Source organism: Micrococcus flavus, from assembly GCF_014204815.1.
Classification (GTDB): Bacteria; Actinomycetota; Actinomycetes; order Actinomycetales; family Micrococcaceae; genus Micrococcus; species Micrococcus flavus.
This window is the reverse complement of record NZ_JACHMC010000002.1, coordinates 22,631-40,805: the sequence shown is the minus strand read 5'-3', so window position 1 is coordinate 40,805 and position 18,175 is coordinate 22,631. Positions and strand designations below refer to the sequence as shown.

Here is an 18,175-nt window from a genome sequence, read left to right as displayed (position 1 = left end):
CCAGGTTTACCCGTCCGGTGCCGGCCACGCGCTCATGCGCGGCGGTGGCCACGGGCGACGGTCCCGGGCCCTGGGGGGTCGCGGTGGCCTCGTCGGCGCGCTCCCGGGCGAATTCGCGGCGCGCGGCCAGACCATCGGTGTCCAGCGTGGGCTGCACGTCCCGGCCGGCATCCTCGGCGCGCTCAGCACGCTCCAGCGACTCACCTTCCTCCATGCGCTCACGGTCGGCCTCGGCCTCCAGCTTCTCCGCCACTTGGATCGCCTCGGCCTCGGTCTCGGCGCCCCGCACGTTCCCTGGTCCGGCCGTGACGTTCTCGCGCTCGGTCTTCGGCCGGCCTAGCTCCTCGGCCACGTCACGGACACGATCCGCCTCCGCGTCGTAGCGGTTCATCTGGAACCGATCATCGAGTGCATCACGCAGCGCGGCGTGACGCTCCTCCTGGCTGTTCGGGTACTCCCGATTGATCTTCTGGAGGTCGATCCCGTAGGTCGAACGGATCACGTCGGCGCCGTGCATCCACGCCGACTGTGCAGCCGGGTTCGACTCCCCCAGCGTGGCGGCCACAGCCATGCGGTCAGCGATGGACTCCGACCCGGCGTGTTTCCAGAACTCCGCCCGGTAGAGGTCGTGCTGCACTACACGCGAAGCGTTGTCCTCCATGCGCTGCCGGTCCCTCGTGGCGGCCGCGTCCGTAGACGCGCCGACCTGCCGGCGCCGCGCGCGAGACTCAGCCACCTGCATGATGCTGCCGGTGGCGATACGGACCATCCGCCCGAAGTCCTCGGCAACCTGCGACTCCTCATCCTCGGCCATAGCCGGTTCCCCTTTCGGTGTGCTGCTCGCGGACGGCTCCGCGGGCAGGGGTGGTTGGTGTGACCAGTCGATGCACCCGCTCGGCGGCCGCGATCAACGCCACCACGTCACGGGCCAGCTGCGGACGATCCCGGCCCATCTGACCGCCGATCATCGTCCGGGACAGACGGTTGGCCTGGTTGACCACGGCCAGCCATCCACGCTCGCTCGAACGGGAACCGAACCGCGCCGCCTGACGCACCCGGTAGGCGCCGGCGGTGTCCGAGACAACGGCCTGCGCCATGCGCTCGGACAGACGCCCCAGCGGGCCGTCTCGGCCCTCCTCGTGCTCAATGGCCAGACGCGCGTAGATGTTCGCCAACGTGTCGGGCCCGGTTCCCTTCTTCCCGCTGACCATGCGCTCGATGTGCTGCGGATGAATCGGTCGGCGCTGGTGCGGACGGTGCGGCCGGTTGGCCTCCTGGGCGCCGGTGCCGTGAAGACTCGCGAGGTACCGTTCGGCCTCATCGCGCCCCTTGCCCCCAAACCGGGCGCACACGTTCGGCCACGACAACGACGGGTCCAACTTCGACGGGGTAGCGAACACATATTGCCCCTCGCGTGTCCGGTATGACTGCCCCGGCAGGGCCACCTTGTAGCCCCGCACCTGCGACCTCGAACCCTTCACGAACGACGGTGCAACAGTCACCCCCGACGCCTGCAACGCCTGCACGTACTCCAACGGGCTGTCCGCGGTTGCAAGGGCCGCGCGCATTGCCTGACGAAGCTGGGCCGGCACGGCCAGCTTCTCCCCCGACCGCTCGGCGCGGGCCTTCTCCGCCGGGTGATGTGCGCCCAACGTCCGGTCGGCATTGCGCCCCTCGACCACGGCGAGGTTGAACTCCTTCTCGAGCCGACGCGCGGCTTCCTGAACGCGGTGATAATCCGCGTTCACGTTCGCCTTGGTGCCGTCCTCACGGACCATCTGCACAGCGATGTGAATGTGATCGTTGCCGTTCTTGGACTGCCCGTGATGGATGGCCACCCAGCGGGAGGACTTCGCCCCGTCCGGGTCGATGAATCCCATCTCCTCCACGAACCGCTGCGCGATCTGCCCCCACTCCTCGGTGCTCACGTCCCGATCATCCGGGCGAATGGCCAGGGAACAGTGCCACACGTGCCCGTCGCGCTCCCCCACCTTGACCTGCTTCTGCTGCTCCTCGTCCCACTCCTTCACGGGGACGGTGACCACGGTCCCGTGCGCGCGACGCGGCTTCTCCAGCTGGTAAGCCACCTCGAAGGCATCTCGCTTGTCCAGCACCTTCCCGGGCTCGACCCGGAAGGTGATCCTCTCGTCACCGGCAACGATCATTGGGCGCGTGTGCTCGTTTGCCCGGCCCGGCCCGGCCAAGTAGTAGATCAGCCCCGGCATGTCCCCGCCGCGGGTGACGTTCGGCATCATCGGCGGGCCTCCACGGACACCTGATCCACGGTCTCATCCAGCCGCCCCAGGCACCGGCGCAGCTCTGCTAGCTCCTCGCGCAGCTCCGCAGCCAGCATCTCACCCGTTGCGTTCGCGTGACGGGTCAGCTGGTTGATGTTCGTCCCCACCTTGCTCAGCTGGTGCTCCACCTTGAACAGAGCGGTGATGGCCTCGTGGGCGGCTTGCGGGTCCACGCCGCGCGCCCGGGCGATGCCGGCCTCAACCAAGTACCGCTGCACGCTCTTGCCCTCGCGGTCGGCGGCAACCCGCAGCTCCACGTTCTCCGCCTCCGTCAGCACCAGAACACGGCGGTGCGGACGACCACCAACCTGGTTCGCCTGTCGCTTCCGATCAGCCATGATCCGCCTCCTCCCCGCACAGTGCCAACGCCACTCGTCACCACGAGTGTCCCACGCCCGATGCCGGACGGCAACGGGACAAGCTACTTATGGCACATAAGTATCTAGCTTGCTCCGGCAAAGCCGGTCACGGAGCGCGCTCCGCGCGCTCGCTCTTGTGAACGGCACGCCGTTCATCCGGCACCCGAGGCTACTGGGCCGCCGGCGCCCGTCAAGCGGACTCCCGGGCGCTTTCGCGGCATATCCTCACTCGCTCGTTCCTCGCTCGCTCCGGTATTCCACGACGCCCTCCGCCGCTTGACGGCCACCACCGGCCCAAGTGGCCAAACCGTGCCGGAAGAACGGCAAGTGGATAGGAGAGTGCCCCATGACTGACGTACCCAACTCGCCGGAGCACGTGGACAAGACGCCGCGCGTGCTCACTCTGGAAGAAGCGCGCGCGGCGCTCGGGGGGTGCGATGCGGACGCGGCCGACCTGCTGGTAATCCGTCTCGGCCCCACCTGCGCTCGTGTGCTCGCGTCTTCCGTAGCCGAATGGGTGTCCCGTGCACGCCCGGATGCGTAAGCTCTAGACATGGCTATGGACACACAGAAGTTCCTGGAGGACGCTCGACGGGCAACCGAGCGCCGGATGACGGCTGCTGAACGGATCGCGGAGGCGCTGGCCACTCGGGAGGACAAGCGTTCCGCGTTTGAGACCGCGACGGCGGACGTGGAAGCGGCATTCAAGGAAGCTGAGCAGTCAGGGTGGACCAAGACAGAGCTGCGTTCATTGCGCCCCTCAGACATGGCCCCTAAGTCCCGCGCCTCTCGGCCCCGCCGGCGCACGTCGAGGGCGTCTGTCGAGGAGCATCCCTCGATCGACGCTGCGGACTCAGAGAACACCCCGGCTGACTGACACAGCCGACCATGAACGGGCGGCGCCCGGGGTACCTACAGGTGTCCCGGGCGCCGCCCGTTTGCGTCACAGCGGTCGGCCGTCACTACCTCTGTCGGCGCACTGATCTAGCGTGCTCACCAGAGGGCCTAGACAGGGGGCGGGCACGTCCGCGGGGGCAGGCTGGCAGGCCCAGCGACTTCCGCCACGGGGAGACCCTAGAGCGGCCTGGGGTAGTGCCGGTCCAGGGCCGGTGCCCATCGGCGCGCGGGCGCGTGGGAGCGGCTGAGGACGAACAGGAGCCCCCCGCGACTGCGGGGGGCTCCGTGCTCCCTACGGGACGGCTCAGGTGCGCGTGCCCTCGTGGTACTCCCGGCACTCGGGACACCGGCAACCGGCCCGCCACGCGCCCGCTCTGCCGTGCTCGATGGACTGATCCCGTCCCTCCATCAGCGCCCCGTCCAACGCCGCCGCGAACGCGGGCGACCGGCGTCGGTGCGCCGTCACAGCCTGCGCCGTCACACCGACCTCGGCCAGCACCTCGCGCCACGGCGCGCCGCCGGCCAACGCCTCCAGCAGCGGGGCCTCTCGGTCCGCCCACCACTCCACACGAGCAGCCTCCCTCACGTCGCGGGACTCGGCGTTGTGAGCTGCCCGGCACGCCTCGCATGAGCAGCCGGCGCGCCACCGGCTCGCCGTGCCGTGCGCGGCGACGGCTCCGCGCCCTGCGCGCTGCCGACTCCGGGCGGCGGCGGCGCGGGCGTCCGCCGTCGTCCACGGTCCCGATGCCGTCAGCCAGCCCTTCTCCACCCACACCCGCACCGTGGGCGGGGTGACGCCGACGTGACGGGCCACGTCCACGAACGTGTGCAGCAGCGCCGGACTCACTCGCCGCCCCCGTAGCGGGGGGCGTGCCCGGTCGTCAGGGTGGACGCGCTCAGCGCGGCCACCGGCTCCCCGAGCGCGCGCCCGATCTGCGCCTGCGCCCGGTCCAGGGCGTTCACCCACGACGTGCCGCCCACAATGCGCTGCATGTCCTTGGACGCGACCCACGCCCCGCCCGGGTCCGTCGTCGTCGCGCGGCGCTGGTGCCACTCGGCCACGATGCGCCCGTCCCGGGTGACGAGCACGCCGCCCGTGCGCTGGTCGCGGCGCTTGGCCTCCTCGGCCCACTGGGCCAGCGGCGTGGGGTCCGCGTCCGGCGCGGCGGACGCCTGCGCCAGGACCACGCGGGCACGGTCCACGAAGTAGCCGGCGGGGCTCGTCTCGATCTGCTGTCCCATCGGTCAGCCCTCCCGCGCCGCGCGGGCGGTCAAGGCGTCGATGTGCGCCGACGCCTCGGCCTTCGTCATCCCGCCCTTCTTCTCCCGCTGCGTGAGGTCCAGACCGGCGTGACCGTCGCACTGGCTGATGTACCCGGAACGCTGACCGGTGATGCGGTTCACGAGACGGATGATGTGGTCGATCTGCTTGGGTGTGGCCTGCTGGCTCATGGTGAGCCCCCTTCTCTCGGTGGTGGAGCGGCTTGGCCTCCGCTCGTCTATGAGTATACCCCCACACGCGCGGGGAAGCTAGGCCCCATTGGGGCTCAATCGGTCGTTTGTGGCCGGCGTTCCGGCCCTCCTGCCGCGGGCCGCCCCGACTCCACGCGTCCTGCACCGCCACCTTCCCAATGCCGACAACGACGCCCCCGACCCGCAGGGTGAAGCGGTCCCCCGCCGTGAGGTAAGACCCCCGTAGCATGTTCGCGCTCTCTGGACGACCGGAGCTCCTGGACCACGCCTACTCAAGACGGCAGAAGCCCCATACGGCGGGTGCCTCGAGACCTCTGGACAGGGTGCCGGGGGTAACCGACGGGCTCGCAGCAGGAAGCAGACGCCTCGACTCCCGGCAAGCTCCAGTGGAGGGGTGGCCATGACAGACAAAATACGAACACAAGTCCTCGAGCCAGCCCCCGGGCAGGCCAGTGCCCACACCCGCAGCCGTCAACGAGTAGGGGATGGGCACCATTGCGGCCGTGCAGCCTCAGTACCGGGTCACCTTAAGGGTGGTGTTCGCGCAGGACGCGGCCTTCTTCACCAGAAACGCCTTCTCCGTGGCATCAGCCTTCAACCCCCAGCGGATCTTCACCGCAGTCCAGTCAGCGATGTACTGGCACTGGTTCTTCGGCGGCAGCCACTGCTCCGGACCGCGGGCCTGCTTGGCCGAGTTCAACGCCGAGGTCTGCGCGTTCAGCGATCGGGCATCCCCCAAGTCGTTGTAGAACGCCACCCGCTTGGCCTTGGTCCAGTACCGGGCTCCCGAGCCCCACGCCTCATGTACGGGCACCATGTGATCGATCTGCACCGTCGAGGCCGAGGTGTGCGTGACCAGATCCCAACCGGTCACCCACTTGCCCGTGGCCACCGTGCACTTACGGGTCGTGGTGTACGTCGGGGACACCTTGGACTCGGCGATCAGCACCTCAGCCCGCGTGTTCTGGCAGTCCCCGTTCGCGTCCTTCCAGCCACCGAACTGGGCGTCCCGGTCATAGCCGGTGTTGTTCTCCGCCGCCACCGCCAAAGACGACACCGCCGTGCGCAGCGGGGCCGAATACGTGGTGCCGGCCGAAGCAGGAGCAGCACCCCCGAAGACAGCGGTGGCGACGAAAGCGGCAGCAGTGGCCAGAGAAGCCAGAGAGCGTCGTGACATGGGCGAGTTCCTTGCTCGAGTGAACGGGGATGCGCGTCTGCATCAGCGCTGATCCTAAGCTCGCGTGAAGCCCATGCCCGGCACGGGGTCCCCGGTCCCTAGGATGGGCTGGATCAGCGCGGAGAGCGCCACATGCCACTCGGCCCAGAGAAAGAACACCCGTGTCTCGACTGACTGACCTGCTCGCCCAGGCCCGCAAGGCCGACCCGCAGCTGGCCGCAGACCTGGAAGCTGAGTTCCGTCAGCTCACCGGGCGCAGCCAGTTCGGTCTCGTGTTCGAGCGCCATCAGCCCGAGGCCGTGGAGCTGCCCGGCCGACCCGTGCGCCGTGGGGACACCGTCCGGGTGCTGCCCCCGCGCGGGAGCCTCACCATCGGGGACACCCGACACTGGGTCGTCACCGACATCGAACGCACCCCAGACGGCAAGCAAGCCCACCTGACCGAAGCAGACGTCGACCCCGAGGTCCGCGAGCCGGCCACCTCAACAGCAGCACTCGAGGACCTGGTGGTCGTCGCCCGCTTCGAGGACCCGATCTACCCGGGCCTGGTCGAGACAGGCCGCGTCGAGAACGGCGGGGACAAACCGTTCCACACGGTCATCAACGCCGAGAACTACCACGCCCTCGAAATGCTCACATACACCCACCGCCACAAGGTGGACTGCATCTACATCGACCCGCCCTACAACACGGGCGCCAAGGACTGGAAGTACAACAACGACTACGTCGAGGGCGACGACGACTACCGTCACTCCAAGTGGCTTTCCTTCATGGAGCGTCGTCTCAAGGTCGCCAAGGACCTTCTCAACCCCCAGGACTCCGTCCTCATTGTCACCATTGACGAGAAAGAGTACCTGCGTCTCGGAATGCTCCTGGAGCAGACCTTCCCAGAAGCGCGGATTCAGATGGTGAGCATCCAGATCAACCCTGCGAATGTGGCTCGCAGGGGGGCGTTTGGGCGAAGCGATGAGTACGCATACTTTGTGATGCTCGGCGAGTGTGCTCCCATGCGTGTCCCCCTTGGTGATGGGTGGGTTTCCATGAAGGGGCGGACCTTCACTGGCCGGGTCAGGTGGGACCTCCTGCGAAGGTCTGGAACGAATGCCAATCGCGTTGATCGGCCGAACCTCTTCTACCCCCTGGAAATCGACCCTAACGTTGGTGCTGTGGTGGGGGTGGGTGCGAGTATCCCGTTGGACGCAGACCATCTCGACGTCGCGGTACCGGAAGGGCGTGTCCTTCTCTGGCCGATTCGGAAGGATGGCACCCACGGAAACTGGCAACTTTCCCAGGCCAGACTGGTTGAACATCTGGAGCAAGGGCGGGTTCGCCTTGGAGGTTCTCTCCAGAAGGGATTCGTCGCCTATTACATCAAGGGCGGAGAGTACGCAAAGGTCCTGAATGGGACCTATCCCATTCAGGGACGGGATCACGATGGGTCTCTCATCACAGGTGAGTCAATTGAAGTGACCAACCGCGCAATCCCTGGGACCCAGTGGCGCATCGCCGCACACGACAGCACCCAGTATGGCTCCCGCCTGCTCAAGAACCTCTTGCCGGACAGGGCATTTCCTTTCCCCAAGTCTCTCTATGCGGTCGAGGACTGCATCAAGTTCTTCGTCGCGGAGAAGCCCGGGGCGGTCATTCTCGACTTCTTCTCCGGCTCCGGAACCACTGCACATGCCGTCATGCGTCTGAACAAGCAGGACGGCGGGCGTCGTCAGTGCATCTCCGTGACGAACAACGAGGTGTCCGCCGAGGAGCAGAAGGGCCTGTGGAAGAAGGGGCTTCGTCCCGGGGATGCGGAGTGGGAGCAGTGGGGCATCTGCGACTACGTCACCAAGCCCCGCGTGACCGCTGCGATCATCGGTAGGACTCCGGCCGGGGACCCGATCAAGGGCGAGTACAAGTTCACTGACGAGTTCCCCATGGCCGAGGGCTTCGAGGAGAACGCGGCGTTCTTCACTCTGACCTATGAGGCGCCCCGGCAGGTGCGTCGCAACCGTGCCTTCGCTCGGGTCGCGCCGATGCTCTGGCTCAAGGCCGGCTCTCGCGGTCGGATCATCTCCAGCCTTCCGGAACAAGGCTGGGATGTGGCTCAGGCTTACGGGGTGCTCGAGGACATGGACCACGCCCCCGAGTTCTTGGCCGCCCTGGAGGCTGACCCCCAGGTGAGGGTGGCGTTCATCGTGACCGACTCCGAGGCGGCCTTCCAGTCCGTGGCCCGGCAGCTGCCTGGACACACCACGCCGGTGCGCCTGTACGAGTCCTACCTGCACAACTTCCAGATCAACCGGAGGGCCTGACCCCCATGCGTTACACCCTCAAGGACTACCAGGCCCAAGCCGTCGAGCAGGTCCTGAACCGGCTGCATCGGGCCAGGAAGAACTACCAGGACGACGGGGTCCTGTCCCAGTTTTCCCTGGCCGCGGCCACCGGGGCTGGCAAGACGGTGATGGCCGCGGCCATCATCGAGGCCCTGTTCTTCGGTTCCGACCAGTACACCGAGGACATCGCCCCCGATCCTGGGGCCACCGTGCTCTGGTTCTCCGATGACCCGGATCTGAACGATCAGTCCCGCGCCCGGATCCACGCCGCATCCTCCGAGCTCGACGGTCGGCTGCGCACCGTGGAGAACTCCTTCGCCGAGACCACCTTCGCCTCCGGCCAGGTGTACTTCCTCAACGCCCAGAAGCTGCGCGACGGGGCCCGCCTGGTGCGCGGTACCCAGGACCCCGCCAACGCCGCCACCCCGGTGATGGCCGCCCCCGACATGGCCCAACGCACCATCTACGACGTCATCGCCAACACCGTGGCCACCCCCGGACGAACCCTCTACTTCATCCTGGACGAGGCCCACCGGGGCATGAAGACCACCAAGAAGAACGACCAGGAACGGGCCACCATCGTCCAGCGCCTGATCAACGGCACCGCCCTGGCCCCGGCCATGCCGATCGTGCTCGGGATCTCCGCCACCGTAGAACGCTTCACCCAGGCCATGGCCCACGCCACCGACCGGGACGCACTCTCCCCCGTGCAGGTCGACCCCGCGCTCGTGCAGGCCTCCGGGCTGCTCAAGGACGATGTTGTCCTCACCATCCCCGAGGAAGCCGGCGCCTTCGACACCACGCTGCTGCGCGAGGCCGTGGCCCGCACGAAGGCTTCCACCAGGGCCTGGGCCGCCTATGCCGCCGAGCAGGGCGAACCGAACCCGGTGGTGCCACTACTGGTCGTGCAGGTCGCAGACAAACCCAGCGACGAGCACCTCTCACGAATCCTGGATGTCATCCACCAGGAGTGGCCCGAGCTGCGACCCCAGGACATCGCCCACGTCTTCGGCACCCACACCGACCGGCACCTGCCCGGCCAGATCGTCAACTACATCGCCCCACAGCGAGTGCAGGAAACCACGCACATCCGGGTGCTGCTGGCCATGGAGGCGATCTCCACCGGATGGGACTGCCCCAGGGCAGAGGTGCTGATGTCCTTCCGCACCTACAAGGACGCCACCTACGTCCACCAGCTGCTGGGCCGGATGGTCCGCACCCCCCTGGCCCGACGCATCCCAGGCAACGAGGTGCTCAACTCCATCGACTGCTTCCTGCCCCACTTCGACAAGACCACCTCCACCGCCATCGCCCAAACCTTGATGCGCGGACAGTCCGACATGGACGACACCACCTCCGACCCCGGCAAGCAGGCCGCCCGGCGGGTGCTGTTCGACCCGGTCACCCTGACACCGAACCCGGCGGTGGCAGAAGACGTGTGGGCGGTGTTCGACACCCTGCCCTCCATGAACATCCCCCAGGGCGCCACCAAACCGCTCAAGCGCCTGGACATCCTGGCCAACGCCCTCTCCCACGACGGGCTGCTGCCCGGGGCGGTCAAGACCGCCGCGCACACAATGTGCAAGCTCCTGGACGGATGCAGGGTCCAGTACTCCGAGCAGATCGCCGCGGCCCGCCAGGATGTGCTCACGCTGTCGGCCCAGCGGCTGACCGGCCGGCTGGGAACCACAACCCTGAGCACCACCAGCCTGGAACTGCTGGCCGATGACCGGGCCATCGAGGAGGCCGCTGCCGCGGCGGCCCGCACCCTCACCGGCTGGATCGCCGGGGCCTACATCGATCACATCGTCCCCGAGGACGAAGAGGATCTCGACTTGCGCGAAGGAGACATCATCATCGCCTCCCTGGCCCGCACCTCCGAGGTCGTCGCCGATCTGGAGGCCAAGGCCGACAAGCTCGTGCAGGACTGGCTGAGCCAGTACCGCGTGCAGATCAACGGCCTGACCGATGAGCGCCAGGCGGTGTATGACCGGGTGCGGGAGATGGCCCGTCGGCCTGAACGTGTGGACCTGACCCGCCCGAAGTTGGCCCAGGCCGACCAGCAGGAGCGCCTCCCTGATGGCAGCGAGCGTCCTCTGCCGACCCGCACTCTGCATTTGATGGCCGCCGAGGACGGCACCGCACCTGTGGATCTGAACGCCTGGGAGCGGCAGGTGCTGGACTCCGAAGCCGCCGAGCCCTCCTTCCGGGGCTGGTACCGCAACCCCTCCCGGGCCTCCAAGCAGTCTTTGGCGATCCCGTACCAGGACGGCACCGGCCAGTGGCAGGCCCTGCGCCCGGACTTCCTCTTCTTCCATACCAACCAGGACGGCACGATCCGCGCGGACATCGTGGACCCCCACGGCACGCACCTGGCCGACGCCTTGCCCAAGCTGCGAGGCCTGGCCGACTACGCCCAAGCACACGGGGACGCCTTCGGCCGGATCGAGGCCGTCGCTGAAATCGACGGCCAGCTGCGGGTGCTGGACATGAAGAACGACGTCGTCCGGGCCGGCGTCCACGCAGCCCAGGACGCTGAATCCCTGTACAAGGCCGCGCCCGCGTACTGAAACAGAAACTCAAGAGACGCCGGCGGCCGAGGACGGGGTTCAGTCAGAGGCTTGCCGGCGCAACGAGGTGTACAGGGTCTGCCGGCTCACCCCGAACGTGCGCGCCACTTCGGCCTTCGGGATCCCCATCTCGATCATCACGCGCGCCTGCTCCACGTTCTGATCAGACATCTTCGGGGCTTGCACGTACTTGCCGCGGGCCTTGGCTAGGGCGATGCCTTCGGCCTGACGCTCCTTGATCCGCCGGCGCTCGAACTCAGCGAACGCCGCCAGGATGCCCAGCATGAGCCCGTCCACCGGGGAGGTGCCGGACTTGTCCACGGTGATCCGCTCTGACACGAACTGCACCGCGCACCCCTTGTCGGTGAGCTCGTCCACAATCGCGTACAGGTCCCGGGTGTCCCGGCCCAGCCGGTCCATCGAGGCGACCTTCACCAGGTCCCCCTCGCGGACGTACTTCATCAGCTCAGCCAACCCGGTGCGCTTAGCCCTCGAGCTGCCGCTGATCTTGTCCTGGAAGACGCGGTCGCACTCCCCCACCGCCTCGAGCTGACGATCCAGGTTCTGCTCGGCCGAGCTGACCCGCACGTAGGCCACGGTCTGTCCAACCACGTTTTAGACCTTCCGACACTTCTGTCTAACGGCCCGGTTTGGGACCGTCTCTGACGTGATGCTCTCGTGGGCGGGCAGGGCGTGTAAAGGGGTATACCCGACTGGACGGTTTCTCAGGCACACCCTAGGTGCGGGATCTGTCAGTCGTTTTCTTGGGCAGCCGTCGCGGCGGCGATCTTCTTGGCAGCTTCCTCCAACGAAAGAGCGTCCCCCGTGGTTAGGCCAGACCGGGCACCGAGCAGAGGGCTCACCTCGCGAAGGGCGTCGAAGTCCGTCCCGTGCGCCAGCGGGATCACTCGGTCCGTGGCCAGCAATGCCGCCAGCTCCTTGCTCGCGATGCCCGTAGCCCTGTCCAGAGTGGTCAGCATTGACGGGGTCACCAACACAATCCCGACTCGAGAACTCCGAAGACCCTTATCGATTTCCGTGAGCAGCGACTTACCGAGGCCCACGTCGTACTCGCTAAACCACACCGTCGCGCCATAGGTCCGGAGCAGATCGTGCAGCTCTAGGGCAGCTTCCTGCCGATCGTCCCAGGCGTGGCAGAGGAAGATGTCACGGCGATCCGGGTAGCTCCGTGCGATCTGCTCTGCCTGGCGCGCCACAGGCGCAAACGTCCGCTCCTCGCTTGGCATGTACACGACCGAGGCACCACTGCGTGTGCGCCGTGAAGTCGTCGCCCCCCTGCCGGAAGAGCCTCCCCCGCTGTTCGATGTGCCCCCATCACTGGGCCGCGCTGCCGGGGGTGAGTAGTAGGAGGGCGTGCTGTAGTACGACCGGCCTCCACGGCATGCGGGGCAGTTCGCCGCTCCACTCGCGGTGCGGTGACCTTCAACGGGGGCTGTGCACTGTGCCATGGCTCAAGAGTAAGACGCGGCAGGGACAAGATAAGGGGTCCCACCAGTGCGGCTTTGGCGCAGAGGTCCGGGGGTATCGGAAGATCCCAGCCTAGGTGTTGTGGGTCATGAGGTTCTTGGCACGAGGGCCCGACTGAGATGAGACGAGCGGGCCCCGCCCGGCAGGATGGAAGTTCCTCAACAACCCATCCGCTGGAAAGAGCCCGCTCATCACCCACTCTAACGCACCCCTGACCCCCACCGGCCGACTCAGGATGGTCCACCGCCACCTGCACGACGGCATCCCGCAGGCACACGTGGCCGCCGAGTTCCGGGTGAGCCGGCCCACGGTGGCCACCTGGGTCGCCCGCTACCGCGCCGAGGGCGAGGCAGGACTGCAAGACCGCTCCTGCCGGCCGCGCCGTTCACCTGCCCAGCTCGACCCCGAGGTGGTGGCTCAGATCCAGACCCTGCGTCGCAGGGAGAAGTGGTCAGCCCGCCGCATCCATCACCACCTCGTCTCTGAAGGCCACCGGGTGTGCCTCCGAACGGTGGGCAGGTGGCTGCACCGGCTGGGCATCTCCCGGTTGCCAGACCTCGCGCCCACGGGTGAGGACCTGCGCCAGCAGCCGGCCCAGAGGATCACCGCCCGCGGCCCGGGGCACATGGTGCACCTGGACGTGAAGAAAATCGGGCGCATCCCTGACGGGGGCGGCTGGCGTGCGCACGGACGGGACTCCGAGAACGCGCGAGCAGCCAAGCGCGGGCCTGACCGACGGGTCGGCTACACCTACCTGCACTCGGCGATCGACGGGTACACCCGCCTGGCCTACACCGAGGCGTTGGAGGACGAGAAGGCGGTGACCACGATCGGGTTCTTCTGCCGGGCGAGGGCGTTCTTCGCCGCCCACGGGATCCGGATCGACAGGGTGATCACGGACAACGGCAACAACTACCGGGCCGTGGACTTCACCCGGAAGGTGGTCTCGCTCGGGGGCCGGCACCACCGGATCCGCCCCTACACCCCGCGTCACAACGTGAAGGTCGAACGGTACAACCGGCTGATGGTGGACGAGGTCCTCTACGCCCGCCCGTACTCCTCAGAGCAAGCTCGGCGTGAGGCCCTGGCGGTGTGGGTGAACCACTACAACTACCATCGGCCTCATACCTCCTGCGGAGACGCCCCTCCGGCCTCGTTGGCCCCGGCCCGAGTCAACAACGTCATGACCTCTTACAGCTAGACTCCTTCCACATGACGCATCCAGACCGGATATGCGTTAGGTGAAGGGTGGGTCAAATGGTCGATTATGGATTGGACTACGATTTCGCAGAAGTTCAGTCGGAGGCCCTGGATAAGGTCGAGTCAGCGCTATGGGAGTTCGGAGCGGACAAGGCGGCTGGACTGGATCGAACGGACAGGGCGACTCAGAAGGCAGCGTCGGATGTCATCCATCGCATTGCGCTGGGGATGGGAGAGGACGAGATTCTCGCCGTACTTCATTCGTCCAACGCTGCTGCACTCCGTCAGTCCGACGATGCTTCAGACCTTGATGAGCTAGGTGAAGCGACGGTCAGGGGAAGCCTGATCGTGATCGGCGGGCAGCGAGTCGTGACCGTGGGCTTCGCCGAGAGCGAGGCGTCCAACGTGCAGGCTGCTGAGCGCGACCTCGCGTTCGCAGGCCCTAGCGTCAAGCGGCGCGGTGACGTCCGGGCTGTGGACGTCACCAGCCTTGAGCGCAAGGACGTCCGTGGCATCAAGTACAGCTCGCCAGAGTTCTCTGTGATGTTCGACGACAATACGGCTTTCTACTTCAATCGCGAGACGATGGATCGCCCTCAGGCGCGGATGAAGGCTTTGGCTACCTTCCTGGGGGAGCTGGACGGCGACGAGAGCGCCTGACCCTTGCATGGCGAAACGGCCCCGGCACTCCCATCGCGGGAGGGTCGGGGCCGCTTCGTGTTTCCGGGTGCGGTGTTCTACTGCGAGGGTTGGGCTAGGGCATGTCTGACAATCGTTTTGACCATGCGAGCACAGCATTTAGGACCACAGCGGCCCTGTAGATGATCGCGTACTTGTCATACCGGGTCGCCAGACCCCGCCACTGCTTCAGGTGAGCGTACTGACGCTCGATGACGTTGCGGCCCTTGTAGGCGTCCGCGTCGAGGCTGACGGGGCGCCCGCCGCGGGCACCGCGGCGTCTGCGGTGGCCCTGCTGGTCGGCCGGTTCGGGGATGACCGCTTTGATCCCACGGGCGCGTAGGTGGGTGCGGATCGCCCGGGAGGAGTACGCCTTGTCGCCCAGCACGGCCTCGGGGCGGGTCCGGGGCCGGCCTGCCGGCCGGGTCACGCGCAGCTGCCCCAGTAGGGGCAGCAGCATCGGGGAGTCCCCTGCCTGGCCGGGGGTGATCAGGCTGACCAGCGGCAGCCCGGTCCCGTCCACGAGCTGATGGATCTTCGTGCTCAGCCCTCCACGTGAGCGCCCGATGCCGTGATCGGCCGGCTCGTTACGCGGATTCTTGTAGTTCGATCCAGCCCCCTGTGAGGCGGGTGATGTTCGTCGCGTGCTGATGTGCGCGGGCGATCGTGGAGTCCACCGAGACGGACCAATCGATCAGGCCTTCGGCGTCCGCGGCAGTTGTCAGCCTCGCCAGCACCGCATCCCAGGTGCCCTCTTCGGCCATGCGCCGATGCCACGTCCATACGGTCTGCCAGGGCCCGTAGACCTCGGGCAGGTCCCTCCAGGGGATCCCGCACCTGTATCGGTAGATGATCGCCTCCACCATGGTGCGGGCGTCGGCGAACGGCCTGCCGGCGCGGCCGGTCCGGGTCGGGAGCATCGGGGCGATCAACTCCCATTGGGTGTCAGAGAGCATCTGGAACCGGGACATGTCCCCAGGGTCTCAGCTGACTCGTGCATCTATTCTCAGACACGCCCTAAGTCCCTCGCGGCCCTCCACTCCCTCGCGGACCGCTGGTGGGACCACTCATTGCCCGCATTGCGAGCCGCCGATGACGAACACGCCTTGCCCTATGCGAGCGTAACGAGCGACTACAAGGCCGCGAACGTGATCTTCAGTGCCAGCGGCCCCACGGTGGTTGACCCAGACAACGGGGGCTGGGAACCGCGACTCTTCGACCTGGCCATGGCAGTAGTGCTTCTCCACAACGAGTCACCGTCAGCTCCGGCTCGGATGATGACCGCACAGGAGTGGAACGACTTCTACTCTTCCTATGCTCGACACATCTCACTCACCTCAACCGAACGGAAGCTCTGGCCCGCAGCGCTAGACCACATGGCCTGGGAAGAAGGCACCTGGGCGCTCGAGGACAACGAGGACGCGGCCTACGCAGACGCACGACAGGGCGGGTATCTCCGCGACCTGGCCACCATGCCCATGGAGCGATTCCAACTACCTCCTGTCTGACAGGCCCATCCGAACCGCCTCGCGCGCGGGCGGAATAGAGATGCGCGCCCGCGGCACATTCGGTGGTCTGCGGCGCGGCAGGACCGCGCCACATGCCACGACCATTCAGGCGTCGTTCCGCTGCTCCGCCTTGGGGGTCGGACCGATGTGGTCAGGATCAGCCGGCGCGTTCGCACCGGACGGCGTGCACGCACTCGTGCCGTCCGCGTCCAGGTGATGCGTCAGCAGGCACTCCCCCGTCCAAACGCGGGCTTCACGGCCCACGATCATCACGCGCTGCACGCCGCGCGCCGTCGCGGGATCGTAGCGGTTCATCGTCTGGTCACGGAAGTCACCCGAGAGGGTGATGGGGTCGTCCCCGCACGCGATCACAGCCTCATTGGGATGCTCAGCCCCCGGCGTCGTCCGCACGTCCACCGTGCACGAGCTCAGCGGGTCTGGGCGGTCAATCGCCGTGGGAGCGGCCACGGTCTCCGTGACTGTTGCGGTCGGCTCGATCTCCCCGCTGGCGCAGCCAGTGAGAACCAGGGCGGCGGCGGTTAGGGCCAGGGTGCTGCGCTTCATGTGCATGATCGTTCTCCGTTCAGGTGGTGGTGAGTGGTGCCGGGTGCGCTTGGCCTCGCCCGGCGGAATCGGTCGTTTGTGGCGGCTGGCCGGTGGGCTGCACGGTGGCGTGGAATGCCGGCGTGTCGTGCGCCAAAACTCACGCCACAACATACGCGCCAGAACTACGCCGGGATTGGCGTTTGTGGCCTCAGCCGGCGGACTCCGCGGCGGTGCGCTGGTGGGCGCGCGCGTTGCTGATGGTTGACGGCGGCACGCCCGCGATGCGCGCCGCCTCTGCGGCGGTGAGCTGTTTGGCGTCGGCCACCTGTACGAGCAGCGCGTCACGGGCGGTGACCGCCTCGTGTCGGGCGCTGCGGGCCGCGCGCGCGGCGGCTGCGCTGTTGGCGACGCGCGCGAGCACGTCGCCGCCGCGCGCGCGGCCCGCTCCCTTCTCGATGATGCCGATGACCTGGGCGCGGCTCATCTCCGCCGCGCGGGCGATCCGCGCTTTCGGGGCACCGGACGCGGCAGCGTCGCACAGCGCCGCGTCTCGTTCATCGCGGGTGCGGGTGACCTCGGCCTCTGCTGCCTCGACGGCTGCCGCCGCCTTCTCCACTGCCTTGCGCGCGTCCATGTGTGTTGCCTTCCTGGTTCTGTACTGTGGTGGGTGGCCAATCCCGTTCTAGGGCGTGTCTGAGAATAGATGCACGAGTCAGCTGAGACCCTGGGGACATGTCCCGGTTCCAGATGCTCTCCGACGCCCAATGGGAGTTGATCGCCCCGATGCTCCCGACCCGGACCGGCCGCGCCGGCAGGCCGTTCGCCGACGCCCGCACCATGGTGGAGGCGATCATCTACCGGTACCGGTGCGGAATCGCTTGGAGGGATCTGCCCGAGGTCTACGGGCCCTGGCAGACCGTGTGGACCTGGCATCGGCGCTTGGCCGAAAAAGGCACATGGGACACGGTGCTGGCCACGCTGACCGCCGCCGCTGACGCCGAAGGCCTGATCGATTGGTCGGTCTCGGTGGACTCCACGATCGCCCGCGCCCACCAGCACGCGACGAACATCACCCGCCACACAGGGGGATGGATCGAACTACAAGAATCCGCGTGAGGAGCCGGCCGATCACGGCATCGGGCGCTCCCGTGGCGGGCTGAGCACGAAGATCCATCAGCTCGTCGATGGGACCGGGCTGCCGCTGGTCAGCCTGATCACCCCCGGCCAGGCAGGGGACTCCCCGATGCTGCTTCCTCTTCTGGAGCAGCTGCGCGTGCCCCGGCCAGTAGGGCGGCCCCGGACCCGCCCCGAGGCCGTGCTGGGCGATAAGGCGTACTCCTCCCGGGCGATCCGCACCCACCTACGTGCCCGTGGGATCAAAGCGGTCATCCCCGAACCGGCCGACCAGCAGGGCCACCGCAGACGGCGCGGTGCCCGCGGCGGGCGCCCCGTCAGCCTCGACGCGGACGCCTACAAGGGCCGCAACGTCATCGAGCGTCAGTACGCTCACCTGAAGCAGTGGCGGGGTCTGGCGACCCGGTATGACAAGTACGCGATCATCTACAGGGCCGCTGTGGTCCTGAATGCTGTGCTCGCGTGGTCAAAACGATTGTCAGACATGCCCTAGTGGCCCTGCCGCCGCCCCATTCCCCCTC

At 67.4% G+C, this 18,175-nt stretch carries 19 protein-coding genes and 1 pseudogene; 8 read left to right on the top strand and 12 right to left on the bottom strand.

The annotated features are described in order from the left end of the window. The 3 genes from BJ976_RS11875 to mobC all read right to left on the bottom strand — a co-directional run. A partial coding sequence (locus BJ976_RS11875) for a hypothetical protein (RefSeq protein WP_184231914.1) occupies nt 1-814 on the bottom strand: 814 nt, incomplete at its 3' end. After that, nucleotides 801-2,255, bottom strand: a complete 1,455-nt coding sequence (locus tag BJ976_RS11870; protein ID WP_135030756.1) for a relaxase/mobilization nuclease domain-containing protein — start codon at nt 2,253-2,255, stop codon at nt 801-803. The genes BJ976_RS11870 and BJ976_RS11875, both read right to left, overlap by 14 nt. Then, complete coding sequence (gene mobC, locus BJ976_RS11865) at nt 2,252-2,635, bottom strand: plasmid mobilization relaxosome protein MobC (protein ID WP_135030755.1); 384 nt, start codon at nt 2,633-2,635, stop codon at nt 2,252-2,254. The genes BJ976_RS11870 and mobC overlap by 4 nt, the downstream gene beginning before the upstream one ends. Before the next feature lie 367 nt (nt 2,636-3,002). On the opposite strand from mobC, the gene BJ976_RS11860 reads away from it, so the two are divergent. After that, nucleotides 3,003-3,200, top strand: coding sequence for a hypothetical protein (locus tag BJ976_RS11860; protein WP_135030754.1), 198 nt, complete (start codon nt 3,003-3,005; stop codon nt 3,198-3,200). A 657-nt stretch (nt 3,201-3,857) separates the two neighbouring features. On the opposite strand, the gene BJ976_RS11855 is transcribed toward BJ976_RS11860, so the two are convergent. The 4 genes from BJ976_RS11855 to BJ976_RS11840 all read right to left on the bottom strand — a co-directional run bounded on the left by BJ976_RS11855 (nt 3,858) and on the right by BJ976_RS11840 (nt 6,203). After that, nucleotides 3,858-4,400 (bottom strand): hypothetical protein, encoded by a 543-nt coding sequence (locus BJ976_RS11855; protein ID WP_135030753.1) that lies wholly within the window; start codon nt 4,398-4,400, stop codon nt 3,858-3,860. Next, nucleotides 4,397-4,795, bottom strand: coding sequence for a hypothetical protein (locus BJ976_RS11850; RefSeq protein WP_135030752.1), 399 nt, complete (start codon nt 4,793-4,795; stop codon nt 4,397-4,399). The genes BJ976_RS11855 and BJ976_RS11850 overlap by 4 nt, the downstream gene beginning before the upstream one ends. A 3-nt stretch (nt 4,796-4,798) precedes the next feature. Next, nucleotides 4,799-5,005 (bottom strand): hypothetical protein, encoded by a 207-nt coding sequence (locus BJ976_RS11845; RefSeq protein ID WP_135030751.1) that lies wholly within the window; start codon nt 5,003-5,005, stop codon nt 4,799-4,801. Between the two features lie 532 nt (nt 5,006-5,537). Next, the gene (locus BJ976_RS11840) at nt 5,538-6,203 is read right to left on the bottom strand and encodes an HNH endonuclease family protein (protein WP_135030750.1); all 666 of its coding nucleotides are present in this window, start codon (nt 6,201-6,203) and stop codon (nt 5,538-5,540) included. Nucleotides 6,204-6,364: 161 nt separating this feature from the next. On the opposite strand from BJ976_RS11840, the gene BJ976_RS11835 reads away from it, so the two are divergent. Together BJ976_RS11835 and BJ976_RS11830 are read left to right on the top strand one after the other, a co-directional pair. Then, on the top strand, nt 6,365-8,509 hold the full coding sequence (locus BJ976_RS11835) for a site-specific DNA-methyltransferase (protein ID WP_135030749.1): 2,145 nt from the start codon (nt 6,365-6,367) through the stop codon (nt 8,507-8,509). Between the two features lie 5 nt (nt 8,510-8,514). Further along, on the top strand, nt 8,515-11,100 hold the full coding sequence (locus BJ976_RS11830) for a DEAD/DEAH box helicase (RefSeq protein ID WP_135030748.1): 2,586 nt from the start codon (nt 8,515-8,517) through the stop codon (nt 11,098-11,100). 39 nt (nt 11,101-11,139) lie between these two features. Here BJ976_RS11830 and BJ976_RS11825 read toward each other — a convergent pair whose 3' ends face one another. After that, complete coding sequence (locus BJ976_RS11825; RefSeq protein WP_135030747.1) at nt 11,140-11,712, bottom strand: recombinase family protein; 573 nt, start codon at nt 11,710-11,712, stop codon at nt 11,140-11,142. Between the two features lie 140 nt (nt 11,713-11,852). After that, nucleotides 11,853-12,347, bottom strand: a complete 495-nt coding sequence (locus tag BJ976_RS11820) for a toll/interleukin-1 receptor domain-containing protein (protein ID WP_229667503.1) — start codon at nt 12,345-12,347, stop codon at nt 11,853-11,855. 431 nt (nt 12,348-12,778) lie between these two features. Here BJ976_RS11820 and BJ976_RS11815 point away from each other — a divergent pair, with 431 nt between their 5' ends. Beyond that, the gene (locus BJ976_RS11815; protein ID WP_135030745.1) at nt 12,779-13,789 is read left to right on the top strand and encodes an IS481 family transposase; all 1,011 of its coding nucleotides are present in this window, start codon (nt 12,779-12,781) and stop codon (nt 13,787-13,789) included. A gap of 56 nt (nt 13,790-13,845) precedes the next feature. Continuing rightward, nucleotides 13,846-14,448: a hypothetical protein gene (locus tag BJ976_RS11810; protein WP_135030744.1), complete on the top strand. Its 603-nt coding sequence runs from the start codon at nt 13,846-13,848 to the stop codon at nt 14,446-14,448. Between the two features lie 94 nt (nt 14,449-14,542). On the opposite strand, the gene BJ976_RS11805 is transcribed toward BJ976_RS11810, so the two are convergent. After that, nucleotides 14,543-15,437 (bottom strand): IS5 family transposase gene (locus BJ976_RS11805; RefSeq protein WP_184231913.1). Its coding sequence is split into 2 segments (ribosomal slippage): nt 14,543-15,085 and nt 15,087-15,437, totalling 894 coding nucleotides; the frame shifts between segments, so codons are not numbered across the junction. Between BJ976_RS11805 and BJ976_RS12270 the strand changes: the two are divergent. Then, nucleotides 15,405-15,728, top strand: a pseudogene (locus BJ976_RS12270) (phosphotransferase); the annotation flags it as partial. The gene BJ976_RS11805 and the pseudogene BJ976_RS12270 sit on opposite strands and share 33 nt — an antisense overlap. A gap of 114 nt (nt 15,729-15,842) precedes the next feature. Continuing rightward, a complete protein-coding gene (locus BJ976_RS12140; RefSeq protein ID WP_260399382.1) occupies nt 15,843-15,974 on the top strand; it encodes a hypothetical protein in 132 nt (43 codons plus the stop codon). Between the two features lie 105 nt (nt 15,975-16,079). Here the strand turns inward: BJ976_RS12140 and BJ976_RS11795 are convergent, their stop codons facing one another. Together BJ976_RS11795 and BJ976_RS11790 are read right to left on the bottom strand one after the other, a co-directional pair. After that, nucleotides 16,080-16,538: a hypothetical protein gene (locus tag BJ976_RS11795; protein WP_135031012.1), complete on the bottom strand. Its 459-nt coding sequence runs from the start codon at nt 16,536-16,538 to the stop codon at nt 16,080-16,082. A gap of 190 nt (nt 16,539-16,728) precedes the next feature. Continuing rightward, the gene (locus BJ976_RS11790; RefSeq protein WP_135031013.1) at nt 16,729-17,154 is read right to left on the bottom strand and encodes a hypothetical protein; all 426 of its coding nucleotides are present in this window, start codon (nt 17,152-17,154) and stop codon (nt 16,729-16,731) included. A 98-nt stretch (nt 17,155-17,252) separates the two neighbouring features. Between BJ976_RS11790 and BJ976_RS11785 the strand changes: the two genes are divergently transcribed. Next, nucleotides 17,253-18,147 (top strand): IS5 family transposase gene (locus tag BJ976_RS11785; RefSeq protein ID WP_184231858.1). Its coding sequence is split into 2 segments (ribosomal slippage): nt 17,253-17,609 and nt 17,611-18,147, totalling 894 coding nucleotides; the frame shifts between segments, so codons are not numbered across the junction. The last annotated feature ends 28 nt before the right edge of the window (nt 18,148-18,175 follow it).